This is a genomic window from Vibrio sp. 10N.286.55.E10 (assembly GCF_002872555.1).
Taxonomy (GTDB): domain Bacteria; phylum Pseudomonadota; class Gammaproteobacteria; order Enterobacterales; family Vibrionaceae; genus Vibrio; species Vibrio crassostreae.
Window position 1 is genome coordinate 38,406 of the sequence record NZ_MCSD01000008.1, and the last position, 17,346, is coordinate 55,751.

A 17,346-nucleotide genomic window follows, 5' to 3' on the forward strand; every position below is an offset into this window, starting at 1 on the left:
TCATCATTTAGGGGTATTTTACCCAACTGGAAGGGTACAGAGCCACTTGCAATGGTCAATTTTCAACCACTTACACCCAATTGTTAAGAAAAGCGTCGCTTTTTTTTGACATTAAACAAGTTAAGTCGGATTATCTATTGCAGATGTATACTGGATTCTGTAATTTTACTACCAGTTATCTTTAATCAGAAATTAAGTTGTGGAGCAACTACAATGACTATCAAAGTAGGTATTAACGGTTTTGGCCGTATCGGCCGTTTCGTATTCCGCGCAGCTCAAGAGCGTGCAGACATCGAAGTAGTAGGTATTAACGATCTAATCGACGTAGAGTACATGGCATACATGCTTAAGTACGACTCAACTCACGGCCGTTTCAACGGTACTGTTGAAGTTGAAGGCGGTAACCTAATCGTTAACGGTAAAACTGTACGTGTTACAGCTGAGCGTAACCCAGAAGATCTTAAGTGGGATGCTATCGACGTAGACGTAGTTGCTGAAGCAACTGGTCTTTTCCTAACTGACGAGACTGCACGTAAGCACATCACTGCTGGCGCTAAGAAAGTAGTTCTTACTGGTCCTTCTAAAGATGCAACTCCAATGTTCGTAATGGGCGTTAACCAAGCATCTTACGCTGGTCAAGACATCGTTTCTAACGCTTCTTGTACTACTAACTGTCTTGCACCTATCGCTAAAGTACTTAACGATAAGTGGGGCATTGAGTCTGGTCTTATGACTACAGTTCACGCTACTACAGCAACTCAAAAAACTGTAGATGGCCCTTCTGCTAAAGACTGGCGCGGTGGCCGTGGTGCTTCTCAAAACATCATCCCATCTTCAACTGGTGCTGCTAAAGCTGTAGGCGTTGTTCTTCCAGAACTAAACGGCCTTCTAACTGGTATGGCTTTCCGTGTACCAACTGCTAACGTATCTGTAGTTGACCTAACAGTTAACCTAAAAGAAGCTGCATCTTACGAAGAAATTTGTGCTGCAATGAAAGAAGCTTCTGAAGGCGAAATGGCTGGCGTTCTTGGTTACACTGAAGACCAAGTAGTATCACAAGATTTCATCGGTGAAGTTCAAACTTCAGTATTCGATGCTAAAGCTGGTGTTGCTCTAACTGACAAATTCGTTAAAGTTGTATCTTGGTACGACAACGAAATCGGTTACTCAAACAAAGTTCTAGACCTAATCGCTCACATCTCTAAGTAATTTCTTTTTAGAAATAGCTTTAGATAAGCATTAGCGAAGACTGTTTTGAGCAGACTTTGAAAAAGGCGACCTTAGTGTCGCCTTTTTAATACCTGCTATCTTTTAAACCGCGTCTATCTAAGCTCATAAAGATAGCCCAAATGCAAAATTCAATTCTAATACTGGCTCTGCTTGTTACTTATGAAAACACAAGCATCACTCTAGTCAGCATTTGAATTCAATTTCCTTAGAAGGATCATGTAATGGATTTATCTACTCTACCTGCACTGGCGGTACTTTCTGACAACGTCACTATCGTTGAACACGAAGGTGTAAAACTGGTTCGCGTTATCCACGATAAAGCAAACGCAGCGATTTCACTGTTTGGCGGCCATGTGGTGTCATTCCAACCGCAAGGTCAAGAAGACCTGATTTGGATGAGCCAACAAGCTAAATTCGATGGTAAAACGGCTCTGCGTGGTGGTATTCCAGTATGTTGGCCTTGGTTTGGTCGCATTGCAGCACCTGCACATGGTTTTGCTCGTTCAAGTGAATGGCAATTGGTTGAGCACCGTGAAAGCGAAGCTGGCGTGATTGTTAGCTTAGGTCTGAAGCCAAGCGAAGAGACGCTAGCAGTATGGCCTCATCAGTTCGATGCACGTTTGAATGTTGAGATCGGTGAGCAACTAAAAGTAACCCTGGACGTGAAGAACACAGATTCACAACCATGGACTTTCTCTGGTGCGCTGCACACTTACCTAAACGTTGCAGACATTCATAACACCACCACCACAGGTATGGGCGCTAAGTACATCGACAGCCTGCAAGGTGGCAAGATCTGCCAAGGCGGTGATGAACTGGTACTAACCGACACGATTGACCGTGTTTACACGCAACCAGAAGCGCAAATTTTTGTTGCTGACAAGAAGCTAGATCGCACGCTAACAGTTGAAAACCACGGTCATAACTCTGCAGTACTGTGGAACCCGTGGGCAGAAGGCGCCGCTAGTATGGGCGACATGCAAGACGACGGTTACCTAACCATGCTATGTGTTGAATCAACACTGCACGCACCAAGCCTAGAAGCAGGAAAAACATTACAGCCTGGCGAAAGCCACCAGCTGATTACGGTGATTTCAGCTCAGTAAGCGACTCAAAAAACTCTTCAAAGGCCGGTTTATCCGGCCTTTTTTACAGCTATTTTTTACAACACTACGATGACGATTAGTTAGCTTTACTGCTGTGAATAGTGAACTAAAGTTTCTCTATAGAGTGACAACAGAGCATTGTTGTCCACTTGAACGCCGACCTTTTGTGCAGGGAATGAACTCCACTCATCATTCATATATTTACGTTGATCAACTTTCTGAATTGTCATCCCTTCAGCGGGGCCATCAGTCACTACTCTGACTGAGCCACTACGACAGGTAAATAGAGATGGTTGGATAACATAAGCAATGGCTGAAGGATCGTGAACATGACAACCCTCCATTCCTACTTTTTCAGAATAGAACTTTAAGTAGTAACGGCTAACATCCCAGATAAACTGCCCTACCTCTCCAGCATCATCTCGTAAATCATCAAGGTATTGACCAGTAAAGAAGCTCTCCTCAGTGACATCTAATCCGATAATCACGACAGGCCATGATGCCGTAAACACCTTATCCGCAGCGTGAGGATCATCATGGATATTCGCTTCAGCAAATGGCGTCACGTTACCTCGATGGTCATTTTCACCGAACGCGCCCCCCATAATGACCACTTCTTTTACTAAGTCGACAATTTCAGGGTCCGCTTCCAGAGCGAGCGCGAGGTTAGTAAGAGGGCCAACCGCCACAAGAGTGATCTCTCCCGGTTCAGCTCGAACACTATCGATAATGAACTGGTAAGCCGGCTTATCAAGCGCTGTAACATCTAATGAACTTGGCGCTTTCACATCCCCAAATCCAGCCTCGCCATGCACCACAACCGTGGCTCCAACAGGATCTCTTATTAACGGCTTATCCGTTCCCTTAGCCACAAGCGCCTTCATTCCAAACTTCTGCTTCAGATAAAGGGCATTTTGAGTCCCGTTGTCTATCGTCGCATTACCATAAACAGTAGTGATGCCCACTAACTCAATATCAGGATGTGCTTCCGCAAATAGGATGGCCATTGCATCATCGATGCCCGGATCTGTATCTAGAATGATTTTCTTTGTCATATCAGCTTCTAATTAAACAGTAGGAAAGCGTAGACGATACCCAGAAAAAACGCAGATAAACGTGACCTAAACCTAAGCTCTGATTTTTATTGTAATAAGCCATAAGCTCACTATTCTAGAAGCGGATATTCTCGCCTTTTTATTTAGCCTGATGCAGACCTTTTTGATAGAATCTTCGCCCAACTCTATGCCTCTGAGATCGTCATGACTTACCAATGCCCTTTGTGTCACCAACCTTTATCTCAAAACGATCGTACGTTTAAGTGTGAAAAGAACCATCAGTTCGACCTAGCGAAAGAAGGCTATGTCAATTTGATGCCTGCGCACCACAAACGCTCAAAAGATCCAGGTGACAACAAAGAGATGATGCAGGCACGTCGTCGCTTCCTTGAAGGTAACCACTATGACCCAATGCGCCAAGCGGTGGTGACGTTGTGTTCTCGCTACCTACCAGAAGAGGCGCCTAGCCTATTGGATATTGGTTGTGGCGAAGGGTATTACACCAACGAAATTGCTGTGAATCTTCAAGAAAAGAATGGTGCTACTTTTGGCCTAGACATTTCTAAAATTGCTATCAAATACGCCGCTAAGCGCTACCCTGCTGTCGACTTCTCAGTTGCATCAAGCCATCGTCTTCCCTTTGCGGAAAATAGCTTAGACGGCATTCTACGCATTTACGCACCTTGCAAGGCTGAAGAGTTACAACGCACCATCAAAGATAATGGTGTGGTGATCACCGTAACACCCGCTAGCCGACACCTTTATCAGCTGCGTGATGCGATTTATGATGGCGTTCGTTTGCACGATGAAGATCCAGAGATGATCGAAGGTTTTATGCTTGAGCATAAAGAGCAACTAAACTATATGATGGAACTATCGGGGTCAGATGCATTCGACCTGCTACAGATGACGCCGTTTGCTTGGAAGGCGAGTGAAGAGTTTAAACAACAACTCACCGAAGCCGAGCAATTCAACTGTGAAGCTGACTTTATGCTGCGGGTGTATCGCAAACAAAATTAATTGATATTGATTATCGTTTGCATTGAATTCTTATCTTGCCTCCTTTAGTATGCGTGTTCTTCAAGGAGGCATTTCATGCAACGTATTATTCTTATCGGATTAGCGACTCTTCTCACGGCTTGTGCTAGTCAACCAGCAAAAGACACTTCTCAAAAAGTGACTCAAAAGGAATCTGTTTCCACATTCTATGACTACCAGTTCGCTTCTCCACAAGGCGAAATACTTCCTCTCGATGCATTACCTAAACAGCTAATTGACGCTGATGTAATTCTTATTGGCGAATGGCACACTCATTCTGCTATTCACCGCTTCCAAACCGATTTTTTAAAAGCGCGCTTTAACGCGACATCAAACATTGCTCTTTCAATGGAACAGTTTACTCGAGAGCACCAAGCCACACTCGACCAATACTTAAACGGTGAAATTGGCGAACAAATTCTCCTGTCTCAAGCGGCAGCGTGGCCAAACTACGAAAGTGATTACCGTGCGCTCGTTGAGTTCGCCAAAACCAACGACATCGATGTTATTGCAGCAAACGCACCAAAGCCTTTCGTTCAGTGTATTGGCCGTAAAGGGTTACCTTACTTAGATCAGTTATCGACCGAGCAACGCCAATGGATTGCCGCCGAAGTCGATACGGGTGATAGCCCTTACAAAGAAAAGTTTATGGCTTCCATGCATCACGGTACACCAGAACAAACGGAAAAGCAGTTTGCCGCTCAGGTCACATGGGACGAGACCATGGCCGAATCGATTGTGGATTACCTAGCATCAAACCCAGAGAAACAAGTGATTCATGTAGCCGGTAAATTCCACACAGAAGGTGGTTTAGGGACGGCGGCATCAATTCTACGTCGTAACCCTGATTTGAAAATCGCCATCATCAGCCCAGTTGAAGAGATCTCATCGGATAGCAGCGATTATCAGCTTGAAGTGCTTTCGCCACCGGCTCGCTTTGTTAAGAAAGAGAACCGAATGAAGGCATACAAGCACCTATCAAAACGCAGCGCTAGCCTAGAATGCGACTAAACCACTCTTCTAAGCTGAAGAGTCGGTGGGCTAATCCTAGATAATTAGCCCATCGTCACAACTTGATCACGTTCCCATCATTCATCCCAACTCTATCTAAAATCAAACATTCTTATCGGCACAAGATTTGCTTAGTAAATAGACGATTTAACCAAGCAGATGAAAATGTAATGTGCGAATAAAAAAACATCACTACCGATGATTAATTGCACAAGTTTTTCACACCTCTGCCGATACTATATTTAAGGATAGGTAAGGAGAGCGATATGACGCCAGTAGGAACGAGTAATACTCAGCTGTATTCACCTTCGCAAATGAATGCACAAGCTAAAAGCACTGAAGCTGAAAAGCCTGCACCGCTTAAGGTTGAACAAAATACCGTCAAGCTTTCTGATGAAGGCAAAGCCCTATTATCTGCCCTTAAAGAAATCGATAAAGAAGCCAAGAAAGTCGAAGCTGAAAACGCGACCGTAACCGATAAAGTAGAGTCATTTGCTCATGGCGCTTTAGGTATGGATCATCCAGATAAGATTGAAGAAGAGGACGATGGTTCTTATTCAGCTGGGCAATACTTATCCGCAGCGGCAACCGTGGGTGGCATTCTACTTGCCTTAATCTAACTTCCCCCTCTGTTACTGCACCTTCCTCTCTGCATTAAAGCGATTTGTCGTCACGACAACAGACCAGATTTGGTCTAAAAAACGAGTTCATTCCATAATTCCGCTCTCATTTTAATGGAATAATACTCGTGAAAAACACTTTTGAGCTTATTGATAAGCCTACCTTCTTTGGTGCGATTGCACTCCTACTCACGATAGTTTTCCCGCTCATTTTGTTCCCAGCTCAGGGCGCAGACTGGATTGCGGTTGCGAAAACATTCATGACGGATCAACTAGGATTTCTATATCTTGCGCTAGGCCTCGCTGCCTGTGCATTTATGGTTTACGTTGTGTTCAGTGATATGGGACAAATTAAACTAGGCGAAGCTGATGAAGAGCCTGAATTCAAAACAGCATCATGGGCTGCAATGCTATTTTGTGGCGGTATCGGTGCAAGTATCTTGTACTGGGGCTGTATTGAGTGGGCTTACTACTACCAATCACCGCCTTTCCAACTAGAACCTGGCAGTGAAGAAGCAGTTCGTTGGGCGGCAACTTACGGTCTGTTTCACTGGGGACCAATCGCTTGGTCTATCTACCTGATCCCTGCGATTCCTATCGCTTACTTCTTCTATGTACGTAAACAGCCAGTTCTAAAGATCTCTAGTGCGTTAATGCCTGTTCTTGGTGAACACCGCAGTAAAGGCGTACCTGGAAAAATCGTCGATATCCTTTTCATTTTCGGTCTATTAGGCGGCGCTGCAACAACGCTAGGTTTAGCCGCTCCTCTTATCACTGAAGGTCTGAATCACCTATTTGGTCTACCTAAAAATAACCTAACGCAAGTGATGGTGCTTTTAGTGTGTACTGCGATTTTTGCTTACTCATCTTATGCTGGATTGGAAAAAGGCATCAAGATCCTAAGTAACATCAACTTCTGGGGTGCGATGGGCCTACTGGCTTTCGTTCTGATTGCAGGTCCAACAATCTTCATGTTAGAAACGGGGTTAGACTCAATTGGTCGTCTACTGTCTAACTTCTTCGTGATGGCAACGTGGGCTGAACCATTTGGTGGCTACGGTACATTCGAAAACACTCACTTCCCACAAGACTGGACGATTTTCTACTGGGCATGGTGGCTAGTATTTGCACCGAGTATGGGTCTGTTTGTTGCGCGTATCTCTCGCGGCAGAACCATCAAACAAATGGTGTCAGGTTCTATCTTCTTCGGTTCTCTAGGTTGTTTCTTATTCTTCATGATTCTAGGTAACTACGGCTTATCACTTCAGCTTTCTGGTGAGCTAGATGTGGTTGCCATCCTGAATGCAGAAGGCGCAACCAAAGCTATCTTCTCGATGCTTGCACAACTGCCAATGAGCACGCTAGTTATCGCAGTATTCACTTTGCTTTGTATCATCTTTACAGCAACGACGTTTGACTCTATCTCATACATTCTTGCGTCTGTGGTTCAAAACAACGTGACTGAAGAACCAATGCGTTGGAACCGTATGTTCTGGGCATTTACTCTGTCGTTTTTGCCAACGATCCTGATGTTCCTAGGCGGTCTAAGTACACTACAAACGGCGGCGATTGTTGGTGGCCTACCGCTGCTTGCTATCTCTGTCATGTTGATGATTTCAGCCGTTCGTGCGACTAACCTCGACCTACGTCATCAAGATGCGTACATCGAGCCAACGATCAACATCGAAGAACTACCAGACATGGACCCTTGGTCTGCTGAAGGTATGGCACTGGCTCAATTTGAGAAAGAAAAAGATGCTGCGCAAGAAGCCGCAGAACTTGAGCGTGTTGCTTACACAGAACTTGCCGCAGTGAAGAAAGAAATTCGCGCTTATGTGTTAGAACAAGGTTCACAAATGGAAAATCACGAGTTACCAGAGAACCTACAACAAGCACTTGAGCAGGCCGAGAGTAATCTTAGTGCCGCACAAGCGAAAAAGATCGAGTTATCTGAGCAAGCTCAGAATGCTCGTATCACGTTCAACCAGGTGGTTGCAGACTTACCGCTTGCTTGACATTAGCCATGACACAGTCCATTGATTTGGACCCTCCTAAATACGACAAAGGCTCACAGAAATGTGAGCCTTTTTTTATGCTTTTCTAAAAACTTGAGTTAATGCTCAATTTCATATTGATGAAATAAATATGAAACGAATTTGACACAAATCGGTGTTCTAATCATCCCGCTTATATAAAAAGGGATAACTAATGAAGCACTTTATGAAACCAATTGTTACCGCAGTGGTAACCTCTACACTCTCATTCAACGTACTTTCAGCAGAAATCAAAAATGTCATTCTGATGATTGGCGATGGTATGGGACCTCAGCAAGTTGGTTTATTGGAAACCTACGCAAACCAAGCGCCAAACTCCATCTATAAAGGGAAAAAAACGGCCCTTTATCAACTTGCTCAAGAAGGGGTTATTGGTTCATCCCTAACACATCCGGAAGACGCAATCGTAGTGGATTCAGCTTGCTCTGCGACCATGCTTGCAACGGGTATTTACAGCGGTTCAGAAGTAATCGGTATCGATTCCCAAGGTAACCATGTTGAGACAGTACTTGAGAAAGCGAAAAAAGCAGGCAAAGCGACTGGCTTAGTTTCCGACACGCGCTTAACTCACGCGACTCCAGCTTCTTTTGCCGCTCACCAACCTCACCGATCTTTAGAGAATCAAATCGCATCCGATATGCTAGCAACGGGCGCCGATGTGATGCTATCTGGAGGACTACGTCATTGGATTCCTAAATCGACCAACGACAAAGGTGAAACTTATAAGCAACTTGAGCAACTGACTCAAGGTGACATTTACCTAAAATCAAAGCGTAAAGACGACCGTAACCTTCTTACCGAAGCAGAGAAAGACGGCTACCAATTAGCGTTTAACCGCAACATGCTAGACGACGCTAAAGGCGAAAAGTTACTTGGTCTGTTTGCCTACTCAGGCATGGACGATGGCATCGCTTATAGCAATAAGAAAAAGAGTGGCGAACGAACTCAGCCAAGCTTGAAAGAGATGACACAAAAAGCGCTCAACATCCTATCCAAAGATGAAGATGGCTTTTTCCTAATGGTCGAAGGTGGCCAAATAGACTGGGCAGGCCACAGTAACGATGCAGGTACGATGCTGCATGAATTACTAAAGTTCGATGAAGCGATCCAAACTGTGTATGAATGGGCGAAAGATCGTGAAGACACGCTCGTGATTGTGACCGCAGACCACGAAACAGGATCTTTTGGCTTCAGCTACTCTTCTAACGACCTACCAAAACCACAGAAACGCTCTGGTGAAGCCTTCGCCGACCGCGACTATGCACCTAACTTTAACTTTGGCGCATTCAATATTCTTGATGGTTTATATAATCAGAAGCAAAGCTACTACGACATGATCAGTGAATTTCAGAAGCTGGATAAAGCGCAGCAAACACCTGAAAAGCTCGCTGAAATCGTTAACAAAAGTAGTGAGTTCCCTATCACAGCGGAACAAGCGAAAAACGTGTTAGCGAGTAAGCCGAATCCATACCGATTGGCTCAACACAAATATTTATCAGCAGAAGAAGTGCCTGCTATCAACGATTTCGATGCTTTCTTCCCATATAACGACCGTGGCAACTTGCTTGCTCGCGAACAAGCAACAGGCCAAAACATCGTTTGGGGTACAGGTACACATACTCACACACCAGTGAACGTGTTTGCTTGGGGCCCAGCAGAGAAGATATTGCCAGTTTCAAAAATCATGCACCACTCAGAACTGGGTGAGTACATTAAACAACAAGTAAACTAGCCTGAATCTCTTTTGCTCGTTTCACTTAGCGCCCTTCGGGGCGTTTTTTGTTTTAATTTTTTAAGTCTTTAAACCTTTAAACTAAGTAAGTTTAAATTTAGGCGACGCCAAATAGCAAAACAGCCGCTCAAGAGCGGCTGTTTTAAAATAATTAGCGATTCGGGTGATTCAGGATGTGGTCTTCCCAATCGACAACATCAATTTCGTATACCACTTTATTACGAACGCTTTCACCTGCTGCATGCATCTCCGTTTTTGATCCGGTGATCAATGGATGCCACTCAGGGATCGGCTTAGATTCTGATAGAAGGCGGTAAGCACAAGTGTCTGGTAGCCAGTGAAACTCATCGATCTTGTCACGAGTCAGCTTTAAACACTCTTCACCTGAAGTGAAGCGGTTCGGGTAATCTTTACACGAACATGTTTTGTCGTTTAACCAGCTACACGCCACATTGGTGTAGTAAACTTCATCGCTATCTTCATCCATTAATTTATGTAGGCAACACTTACCACAACCGTCACACAGTGATTCCCACTCGTTCTCGGTCATCTGCTCTAGTGTCTTTTCTTGCCAAAATGGATTCGTCATAGGATTACTTCTTACTCTTTTACTGGGGTGCGTGTTATACCGCTAGCCCATAAAAAGTTCAAGGATAATAATTGTTCATTCTTTGATTCAATCAACAGCTGTCACTCTCATCATTTTTTGCTACTATCGCGCACCCTGTTATTTAGTGAGTTTAATTTGATGGAATGTCGCCTAGGTTGTGGAGCATGTTGTATCGCTCCAAGTATTACATCTGCAATTCCTGGAATGCCTAATGGTAAGCCTGCTGGCGTACGCTGCATCCAATTAAATGAGCAAGATCTGTGTAAGTTATTTGGTCAACCTTCACGCCCTAAGGTGTGTCACCAATTTAAAGCTTGCCCTGTCATCTGTGGTAAAACAGATCAAGAAGCGCTTGATAACCTGATTGAACTCGAAGCAATAACCTAACAATACTTTTCTTTTTATATATGCCCAAGATTTCACAACTTTGATAGATCTAAACTATCTTATTGATACTGGTAAAGATTAATAAGGATAGTTATGAATAGGTATATCGCAGAAATGTTCGGTACGTTTTGGTTGGTATTAGGGGGTTGTGGTAGTGCCGTGTTGGCCGCTGCTTTTCCAGATGTAGGTATCGGCTTACTCGGGGTCTCCCTCGCCTTCGGTTTAACCGTTCTCACCATGGCTTTCGCTATTGGCCATATATCCGGTTGCCACCTCAACCCTGCTGTTACTATCGGGCTGTGGAGTGGTGGTCGCTTTGATGCTAAAGATGTTGCACCCTACATTATTGCCCAAGTAATTGGCGGTATTATTGCGGGTGGCGTTTTATTCGTTATTGCTTCAGGCCAAGCTGGTTTTGATGCTGTCTCGTCAGGCTTTGCTTCAAATGGTTATGGTGAGCACTCACCGGGCGGCTACTCGCTCACAGCAGCTCTCGTTTGTGAAGTAGTCATGACCATGGTGTTTCTTTTCGTGATTATGGGTGCAACGGACTCGAAAGCACCTGCTGGATTTGCACCGATCGCAATAGGTCTCTGTTTAACCTTGATCCACCTTATCAGCATCCCTGTAACCAATACCTCCGTGAACCCTGCTCGAAGTACTGGTGTGGCGGTGTTTGTAGGTGATTGGGCTATTTCGCAATTATGGTTATTCTGGGTGGCACCGATTATTGGTGCTGTGATTGGCGCGATGATCTACAAAGCGGTAAGAGGTTCTGATTAGGCTCTCTGATTCACAAAAAACACATTCAATCAACACAAAGCCGCTAAATTAGCGGCTTTGTGTTTTATGTCGTTTAGTTACTTATCAAGCTCTATCTGTATCTTCCTATCACACCTGTCACCATTAGCTTAATAACTTTTGGTTAACAAGACTATTCCATCGAATCATTAGCCGCAGGTATCTGGGCTACGCATAATGCACCTCATTCCCTATACCGATGGACATAACAATGAAAAAAACATTACTTGTACTAGCAATCTCTTCTTTAACGGCAACAACAGTTTTCGCTAGTGAATCAGCACCAACCCCAGAATTAATGCCAGAACCAATTAAGACCGAGTTTTTTGTAGGTGGTGGTTTAGGCTACCACTCTGCTAAAGCTCAAATTTCAGGGCCTGGCTTTAAAGAAAGTGAAACAGCCAAAGGCACTGCTTTTCACATTCGTGGCGGTGCTTATATTCAAGAAAATCACCGAATTACTGGTACAGTTAACTTCACCGGTGACAATGAACTGGTCAACTATAACTGGGGACAAGGAGATGTTACGACTCTTGACTTAAACCAAACTGAATTCTTAGTTTCATACGACTATGTTCATGCTCTGAACAATGATTTCTCAGTTTTCGGTGGTGCATCAACAGGTTTTGTTAAAAATAAGCTAACCATTAAAGATACAGAGCTTGGAAAGGAAAGTGGAAGTGAAACCGATTTTGTTTTAGGTCTTCAAGCAGGTGTTCAATACAAGATCATGAAAAACGTTTCTGCCGATTTCCAATATCGCCATATGTTTGAATCATATTCTGAGTCAGTAGAAGATGTGAAACTATCGGTTCCAAATAACAGCGAATTTACCGTGTCTGTCGACTACCGATTCTAACTGGGTTAGTCATATTCAGTTGAAGTGAATATAGGGAAGATATTCAGACTGCCTTAATAAAGAAAAAGCCGCTTAGTGATGATTCACCAAGCGGCTTTTTTAGATCTTATGACGACCGAGTAAGGAGTGCGAAAGCGTGGTGCCATCCACCAGCTCTAGCTCACCACCAACGGGAACACCATGAGCGATACGGCTTGCGTTCACTTCATGGGCATTACATAGCTCAGCAATGTAGTGCGCTGTCGCTTCCCCTTCAACTGTTGGGTTAGTCGCTAGGATTACTTCAGAGATATCACCACGGCGTAAGCGGTAGTCCAGAACATCGAGACCGATATCACTTGGACCAATACCATCAAGTGGTGAAAGGTGACCCATAAGCACAAAGTAACGACCAGAATATTGGCCTGTTGCTTCGATAGCTGCAATGTCTGCTGGGCTCTCTACTACACAGATTTGACCATTTTCCTGACGTTTAGGATTGGTACAAATGTGGCAGGTATCTTCTTCAGTAAAAGTACGGCACTCATTACAGTGACCAATTTCGGTCATTGCTTGGCTAAGAGCTTCAGCCAACTGTAGGCCGCCTTTTCTATCGCGCTGTAACAAATGAAAGGCCATACGCTGCGCCGACTTGGGGCCAACCCCAGGTAGACAACGTAAGGCCTCCATCAAATGCTCCAGCATATGACTGGTACGCATATTTAACCGTTCTAATTTTCAAGTAACGATTTACTCAAGATAAACCGCAGCTTGAATAAACCTTTAGAAATAGTTTCTTAGAAAGGCATCTTCATACCTGGTGGAAGTTGCATTCCGCCAGTTACGCTAGCCATTTTCTCTTTTTGAGTTTCTTCAACGCGACGAGCCGCATCGTTGAAAGCAGCAGCGATAAGATCTTCAAGCATCTCTTTATCGTCTTCCATTAGGCTTTCATCGATATCAACACGGCGAACGCTGTGGCTACCAGTGATCGTTACTTTTACAAGGCCAGCACCTGACTCACCTGTAACTTCCATATTTGCGATTTCTTCTTGAAGCTTTTGCATGCGCTCTTGCATTTGCTGGGCTTGCTTCATCATGTTGCCCATACCGCCTTTACCAAACATGTTAATACTCTCTGGTCTAATTGGTTTATTAAAATTAATTAAGCTATACGTGCTTAAATGGGGGTTAAGCCAGTGCGATTCAACCCCTCGATGTTCAGTTCTCAGATTTGCTTATCTGGGATGATATGCAAGTCACTAAACGAGAAAATGTTCTAGATAGGACGAACGCTGTCTCTGTCGAGTTCTGCAGCAAAACGTCTTTCGATAAACTGTACGTTGGCATCGTTTTCCAAACTGGTAAACGCGTCTTTCAACTTGCCTTGGTACAACCTTTCTCGTAATTCTAGTGGTGTTTCTCCACCATCACCGATTTCAACACTCAAATGACACTCTTCTCCGAGCACTGTATTGAGAGACTGCAATAGCTCACTCTGTGCACGGTCCGTATTCAAGTGAGCTTGGCTCGCCCTTAACGTTAAAGTGATTGATGTGTCGTTTTTAGCAAACACTGAGTTCAATGCTAACTGTTCAACAAGCTTGGCTGTCTCTAGCTTTTGAATCGTAGCGGACCATTCATCTTGAGCAATCGACTCTTGAAGCAATTTATCGACCATTTCTGGTGTCTTAATATGCTCTAACGCACGCTTGATCTGAGTAGGTGTAAGCTCTTTGCTCACCTCTTTCACTACAGGTTTAGACGGTTTCCAGCGATAAGGTTCATTATCGTTGGTCACATTTTCTGTCGAAGAGGCTGACAAAGAAGCTGGCGACACCCGCTCAGAACCACCGTGTTGCTGAGCAACTCGATCAAGAACTGAAGTTTTAGCTGGTGTCGCTTTAGCCTTTTTTGGCGCCGAGCCTTTGTTTTCTGTTGTCGAACTGCCTCTACGTTGAGAACGTAATTGGTGGCGTAAACCACTCACAGGCGAAGTTGCACGCGCTGGCTGCTCTTGCGGAGCAGAAGGTGCAGCGCTTGGCTGTTGAACCGGACTCTGGTTTTGATAATTCGTTTGTTGCTGCTGAGGCTGCTCTGCACCGTAACTTGGACGCTCATCATAAGCAGGAGGCGCGTCATACTGGCTATGCGGGTAATCCTGCTCTGGATAACCTTGGTTGCCTGAGTGATCAGCGTAACCTTGCGAATCTGAATACTGTGCTTGATTCTGCTGCGGAGCCTGTTGTACGGGTTGCTGCTGCATAGGCTGCTGTTGAGGCGCCTGTTGTTGCATCTGAGGCTGTCTCGGAGCTGCCATTGGCGCAGATTGGCTAACAGGCTGAGCAACGCTCTGAGCTTGAGCTGCTGGCGCTGGACTTGTTGACTGAGTCGAGATTACCGTAGCAACCGCTTGTTCAGCCGGTCTAAATGCCAACATGCGTAAAACCACCATCTCAATACCAACGCGAGCGGTTGGCGATAATGGTAAGTCTTCACGACCCTTCAACACGATCTGGTAGTAGAGTTGAATGTCTTGTGGACTTAGCGCTTTACTCAACAGTTCTAGCTTCTCAGCATCCGGCTGTGCTTTATCTAAGGTTGACGGCAGAGCTTGGAACATCGCCAAACGATGCAGTTGAGTCGCAAGCTGATTCAACAAACCATCCCACTCTACGCCATTCTCAGCAAGACTTTGGATACACGCCATCGCTTGTTGTGGCTGCTTACTGCTGATCGCTTCAAGCAAGTGGATAGCTTGGTCGGTATCTAGCGTGCCAAGCATGTGAGCCACGGTGTCTGTCACGACATTGCCGTTACCTAATGCGATAGCTTGGTCCGTAAGGCTTAGCGCATCACGCATACTGCCGTCAGCAGCATGAGCAATCATCCCAAGCGCACGAGACTCAGACGTCACACTCTCTTGTTCAAGAATGTGGTCAAGCTGCTCGTGAATATTATCAACGCTGATCGGCTTAAGATGGAACTGCAGACAACGCGACAAGATAGTCACAGGAAGCTTTTGTGGATCGGTCGTTGCGAGCAAGAATTTCACATACTCAGGCGGCTCTTCTAACGTCTTTAGAAGCGCGTTGAAACTATGCCTAGAAAGCATGTGTACTTCATCGATAAGGTAAACTTTGAAGCGACCACGCGCCGGCTTGTACTGAACATTGTCCAGAAGCTCGCGGGTATCTTCTACCTTTGTACGTGATGCCGCATCGATCTCTAGCAAGTCAACAAAACGACCTTCATCGATCTCTTTACAGGTTGCACATTCACCACAAGGTGTAGAGGTAATGCCTGTTTCACAGTTTAGACCCTTAGCAAATAAACGGCCGATAGTCGTTTTACCGACACCTCGAGTCCCGCTGAACAAGTATGCATGATGCAACCTGTTTTGGCTAAGTGCATTCTCTAATGCTGTTAAAACATGGGCTTGACCAACCACTTCTTTAAATTTGGTTGGTCGCCATTTTCGCGCTAACGCAAGATAGCTCATGAATAATTCCGAAAAGGATTAGTGACCGTCGAATTCGCAGATGCTAAACACTTCTAGACCTAAGCCTTGTAAGCGCTTGTCACCACCGATTTCTGGAAGGTTAATAACAAATGCAGCGTGTTCTACCACACCACCTAGCTGACGAATCAACTTTGTTGTTGCTTCAATCGTACCGCCCGTTGCTAGCAAATCATCAACCATCAACACTTTATCGCCTTCAACGATAGCGTCAGTGTGGATTTCTAGCGTATCAGTGCCGTACTCAAGCTCATAAGATTGTGCCACAGTTTCACGAGGCAGCTTGCCCGGTTTACGAACAGGGATAAAACCAACACCTAGCTCAAGTGCCAAAGGCGCACCAAATAGGAAACCACGAGCTTCAGTACCAACGATCTTAGTAAAGCCCATGTCCTTGTATGTTTCCGCTAGCAGATCGATAGTCGCTTTGTAAGCTGCTGGATCTTCCATCAAGCTTGTTACGTCACGGAACAAAATACCCGCTTTAGGGTAATCAGGAATGCTTTTGATGCTTGCTTTGATCAGAGAGATTTTTTCTGTGTTCATAATCTTATGCACTTCATTAGGCCGCTTTCCAAACTCTCGTTAACGAATTAAACATCAACGTTCGAAATTAAGGAAAGGTACGATTGGTATTCATTGCAACGAGAGTCATAACTCTGGTTGCTGAAATAATAAACGCCCGCTATACAAGCAGGCACACTGGCTTAATGGTAGTGATTTTCTTTGCTGTCAGCAACCAACTCATGAGTTGGAAGTCGCATAAACCATGTGAGAAGAATAACAAGTACGCAAATTAGGAAAGCCTTGACCCAAATGATAGGGGCAAAGTAGATCGATAACGCAAAACTCAACAAGATAAAGAATACGCCACGCGTTTTAACTTGTTTAGTCACAGCACCGTGCTGATACCAATTGTTCAGTAACGGGCCGAGCGTTTTATGCTCATGCATCCATTTGTGAACTTTAGGGTTACTTCGCATGAAGCATGCGCTAGCAAGAAGGAGGAAAGGTGTTGTGGGCAGAACGGGTAAAACTATCCCTAAAACTGCAAGAAATATACAAAGGCCACCAGCAATATTGAGGCTTAAAACTCGAACGCTAATTGTGGCCTCCTTGAGTTAGCTATCGCCAATTGGCGACGATAACGTCACTAGAATGTTGCGTAACCATTGAATACACGGATCAACGTAAGTGTTGCTGGTAGCAATGGAATCATTAAAAATGCGGCTAAAAATCCTAAAAAGTAGAATACATTAAACGGGTCTTGAAAGTCTTTGTTATCTGCCATGATTACTTCTTGTTTTTGTTAGTAAAGGTAAGTGTCTGGCGAACCAAACCCGC

18 protein-coding genes are annotated in these 17,346 nt (G+C 44.6%); 10 read left to right on the forward strand and 8 right to left on the reverse strand.

What is annotated here, in order from left to right; all coding sequences use genetic code 11:
* The first annotated feature begins 213 nt into the window (after positions 1-213).
* Both gap and BCV39_RS06385 read left to right on the forward strand, forming a co-directional pair.
* Positions 214-1,209, forward strand: coding sequence for a type I glyceraldehyde-3-phosphate dehydrogenase (gene gap / locus BCV39_RS06380; protein ID WP_017059382.1), 996 nt, complete (start codon positions 214-216; stop codon positions 1,207-1,209).
* Between the two features lie 242 nt (positions 1,210-1,451).
* Positions 1,452-2,336, forward strand: coding sequence for a D-hexose-6-phosphate mutarotase (locus BCV39_RS06385; RefSeq protein ID WP_102433609.1), 885 nt, complete (start codon positions 1,452-1,454; stop codon positions 2,334-2,336).
* A gap of 86 nt (positions 2,337-2,422) precedes the next feature.
* Here BCV39_RS06385 and BCV39_RS06390 read toward each other — a convergent pair whose 3' ends face one another.
* Positions 2,423-3,391 (reverse strand): nucleoside hydrolase, encoded by a 969-nt coding sequence (locus BCV39_RS06390; RefSeq protein WP_017063437.1) that lies wholly within the window; start codon positions 3,389-3,391, stop codon positions 2,423-2,425.
* A 204-nt stretch (positions 3,392-3,595) separates the two neighbouring features.
* Here BCV39_RS06390 and rlmA point away from each other — a divergent pair, with 204 nt between their 5' ends.
* From rlmA to BCV39_RS06415, 5 genes are all read left to right on the forward strand, one after another.
* The gene (gene rlmA / locus BCV39_RS06395; RefSeq protein ID WP_102433608.1) at positions 3,596-4,411 is read left to right on the forward strand and encodes a 23S rRNA (guanine(745)-N(1))-methyltransferase; all 816 of its coding nucleotides are present in this window, start codon (positions 3,596-3,598) and stop codon (positions 4,409-4,411) included.
* A 75-nt stretch (positions 4,412-4,486) separates the two neighbouring features.
* On the forward strand, positions 4,487-5,440 hold the full coding sequence (locus BCV39_RS06400; RefSeq protein ID WP_102433607.1) for a ChaN family lipoprotein: 954 nt from the start codon (positions 4,487-4,489) through the stop codon (positions 5,438-5,440).
* 266 nt (positions 5,441-5,706) lie between these two features.
* On the forward strand, positions 5,707-6,060 hold the full coding sequence (locus BCV39_RS06405; RefSeq protein WP_048611520.1) for a hypothetical protein: 354 nt from the start codon (positions 5,707-5,709) through the stop codon (positions 6,058-6,060).
* 128 nt (positions 6,061-6,188) lie between these two features.
* Complete coding sequence (locus tag BCV39_RS06410) at positions 6,189-8,075, forward strand: BCCT family transporter (protein WP_102433606.1); 1,887 nt, start codon at positions 6,189-6,191, stop codon at positions 8,073-8,075.
* Positions 8,076-8,268: 193 nt separating this feature from the next.
* Positions 8,269-9,846 carry an alkaline phosphatase gene (locus BCV39_RS06415; RefSeq protein ID WP_102433605.1) on the forward strand — a complete coding sequence of 526 codons (1,578 nt, stop codon included), beginning with the start codon at positions 8,269-8,271 and terminating at the stop codon, positions 9,844-9,846.
* Between the two features lie 151 nt (positions 9,847-9,997).
* Here the strand turns inward: BCV39_RS06415 and BCV39_RS06420 are convergent, their stop codons facing one another.
* A complete protein-coding gene (locus BCV39_RS06420; RefSeq protein WP_017059388.1) occupies positions 9,998-10,435 on the reverse strand; it encodes a YcgN family cysteine cluster protein in 438 nt (145 codons plus the stop codon).
* Between the two features lie 159 nt (positions 10,436-10,594).
* On the opposite strand from BCV39_RS06420, the gene BCV39_RS06425 reads away from it, so the two are divergent.
* The 3 genes from BCV39_RS06425 (at position 10,595) to BCV39_RS06435 (ending at position 12,503) form a co-directional block, all read left to right on the forward strand.
* Positions 10,595-10,843 carry a YkgJ family cysteine cluster protein gene (locus BCV39_RS06425; protein ID WP_017059389.1) on the forward strand — a complete coding sequence of 83 codons (249 nt, stop codon included), beginning with the start codon at positions 10,595-10,597 and terminating at the stop codon, positions 10,841-10,843.
* Between the two features lie 93 nt (positions 10,844-10,936).
* Complete coding sequence (aqpZ, locus tag BCV39_RS06430; protein ID WP_102433604.1) at positions 10,937-11,626, forward strand: aquaporin Z; 690 nt, start codon at positions 10,937-10,939, stop codon at positions 11,624-11,626.
* Between the two features lie 229 nt (positions 11,627-11,855).
* Positions 11,856-12,503: a porin family protein gene (locus tag BCV39_RS06435; RefSeq protein WP_102433603.1), complete on the forward strand. Its 648-nt coding sequence runs from the start codon at positions 11,856-11,858 to the stop codon at positions 12,501-12,503.
* Between the two features lie 99 nt (positions 12,504-12,602).
* Here BCV39_RS06435 and recR read toward each other — a convergent pair whose 3' ends face one another.
* The 6 genes from recR to BCV39_RS23130 all read right to left on the reverse strand — a co-directional run bounded on the left by recR (position 12,603) and on the right by BCV39_RS23130 (position 17,293).
* A complete protein-coding gene (recR, locus tag BCV39_RS06440) occupies positions 12,603-13,202 on the reverse strand; it encodes a recombination mediator RecR (RefSeq protein WP_019823189.1) in 600 nt (199 codons plus the stop codon).
* A gap of 77 nt (positions 13,203-13,279) precedes the next feature.
* Positions 13,280-13,609 carry a YbaB/EbfC family nucleoid-associated protein gene (locus BCV39_RS06445; protein WP_017062338.1) on the reverse strand — a complete coding sequence of 110 codons (330 nt, stop codon included), beginning with the start codon at positions 13,607-13,609 and terminating at the stop codon, positions 13,280-13,282.
* 152 nt (positions 13,610-13,761) lie between these two features.
* Positions 13,762-15,984: a DNA polymerase III subunit gamma/tau gene (dnaX, locus tag BCV39_RS06450; protein WP_102433602.1), complete on the reverse strand. Its 2,223-nt coding sequence runs from the start codon at positions 15,982-15,984 to the stop codon at positions 13,762-13,764.
* 18 nt (positions 15,985-16,002) lie between these two features.
* On the reverse strand, positions 16,003-16,548 hold the full coding sequence (apt, locus tag BCV39_RS06455) for an adenine phosphoribosyltransferase (RefSeq protein WP_019823185.1): 546 nt from the start codon (positions 16,546-16,548) through the stop codon (positions 16,003-16,005).
* A 161-nt stretch (positions 16,549-16,709) separates the two neighbouring features.
* Complete coding sequence (locus BCV39_RS06460) at positions 16,710-17,081, reverse strand: YbaN family protein (protein ID WP_029225617.1); 372 nt, start codon at positions 17,079-17,081, stop codon at positions 16,710-16,712.
* 74 nt (positions 17,082-17,155) lie between these two features.
* The gene (locus BCV39_RS23130; RefSeq protein ID WP_017067606.1) at positions 17,156-17,293 is read right to left on the reverse strand and encodes a hypothetical protein; all 138 of its coding nucleotides are present in this window, start codon (positions 17,291-17,293) and stop codon (positions 17,156-17,158) included.
* Positions 17,294-17,346: the final 53 nt, after the last annotated feature.

Coding starts and splice junctions, on each gene's coding strand:
- recR (WP_019823189.1), bottom strand. CDS start 13,202: ATGCGTACCAGTCATATGCTGGAGCATTTGATGGAGGCCTTACGTTGT.
- BCV39_RS06390 (WP_017063437.1), bottom strand. CDS start 3,391: ATGACAAAGAAAATCATTCTAGATACAGATCCGGGCATCGATGATGCA.
- BCV39_RS06420 (WP_017059388.1), bottom strand. CDS start 10,435: ATGACGAATCCATTTTGGCAAGAAAAGACACTAGAGCAGATGACCGAG.
- gap (WP_017059382.1), top strand. CDS start 214: ATGACTATCAAAGTAGGTATTAACGGTTTTGGCCGTATCGGCCGTTTC.
- BCV39_RS06405 (WP_048611520.1), top strand. CDS start 5,707: ATGACGCCAGTAGGAACGAGTAATACTCAGCTGTATTCACCTTCGCAA.
- BCV39_RS06400 (WP_102433607.1), top strand. CDS start 4,487: ATGCAACGTATTATTCTTATCGGATTAGCGACTCTTCTCACGGCTTGT.
- BCV39_RS06415 (WP_102433605.1), top strand. CDS start 8,269: ATGAAGCACTTTATGAAACCAATTGTTACCGCAGTGGTAACCTCTACA.
- apt (WP_019823185.1), bottom strand. CDS start 16,548: ATGAACACAGAAAAAATCTCTCTGATCAAAGCAAGCATCAAAAGCATT.
- BCV39_RS06435 (WP_102433603.1), top strand. CDS start 11,856: ATGAAAAAAACATTACTTGTACTAGCAATCTCTTCTTTAACGGCAACA.
- dnaX (WP_102433602.1), bottom strand. CDS start 15,984: ATGAGCTATCTTGCGTTAGCGCGAAAATGGCGACCAACCAAATTTAAA.
- rlmA (WP_102433608.1), top strand. CDS start 3,596: ATGACTTACCAATGCCCTTTGTGTCACCAACCTTTATCTCAAAACGAT.
- BCV39_RS23130 (WP_017067606.1), bottom strand. CDS start 17,293: ATGGCAGATAACAAAGACTTTCAAGACCCGTTTAATGTATTCTACTTT.
- BCV39_RS06425 (WP_017059389.1), top strand. CDS start 10,595: ATGGAATGTCGCCTAGGTTGTGGAGCATGTTGTATCGCTCCAAGTATT.
- BCV39_RS06445 (WP_017062338.1), bottom strand. CDS start 13,609: ATGTTTGGTAAAGGCGGTATGGGCAACATGATGAAGCAAGCCCAGCAA.
- BCV39_RS06385 (WP_102433609.1), top strand. CDS start 1,452: ATGGATTTATCTACTCTACCTGCACTGGCGGTACTTTCTGACAACGTC.
- aqpZ (WP_102433604.1), top strand. CDS start 10,937: ATGAATAGGTATATCGCAGAAATGTTCGGTACGTTTTGGTTGGTATTA.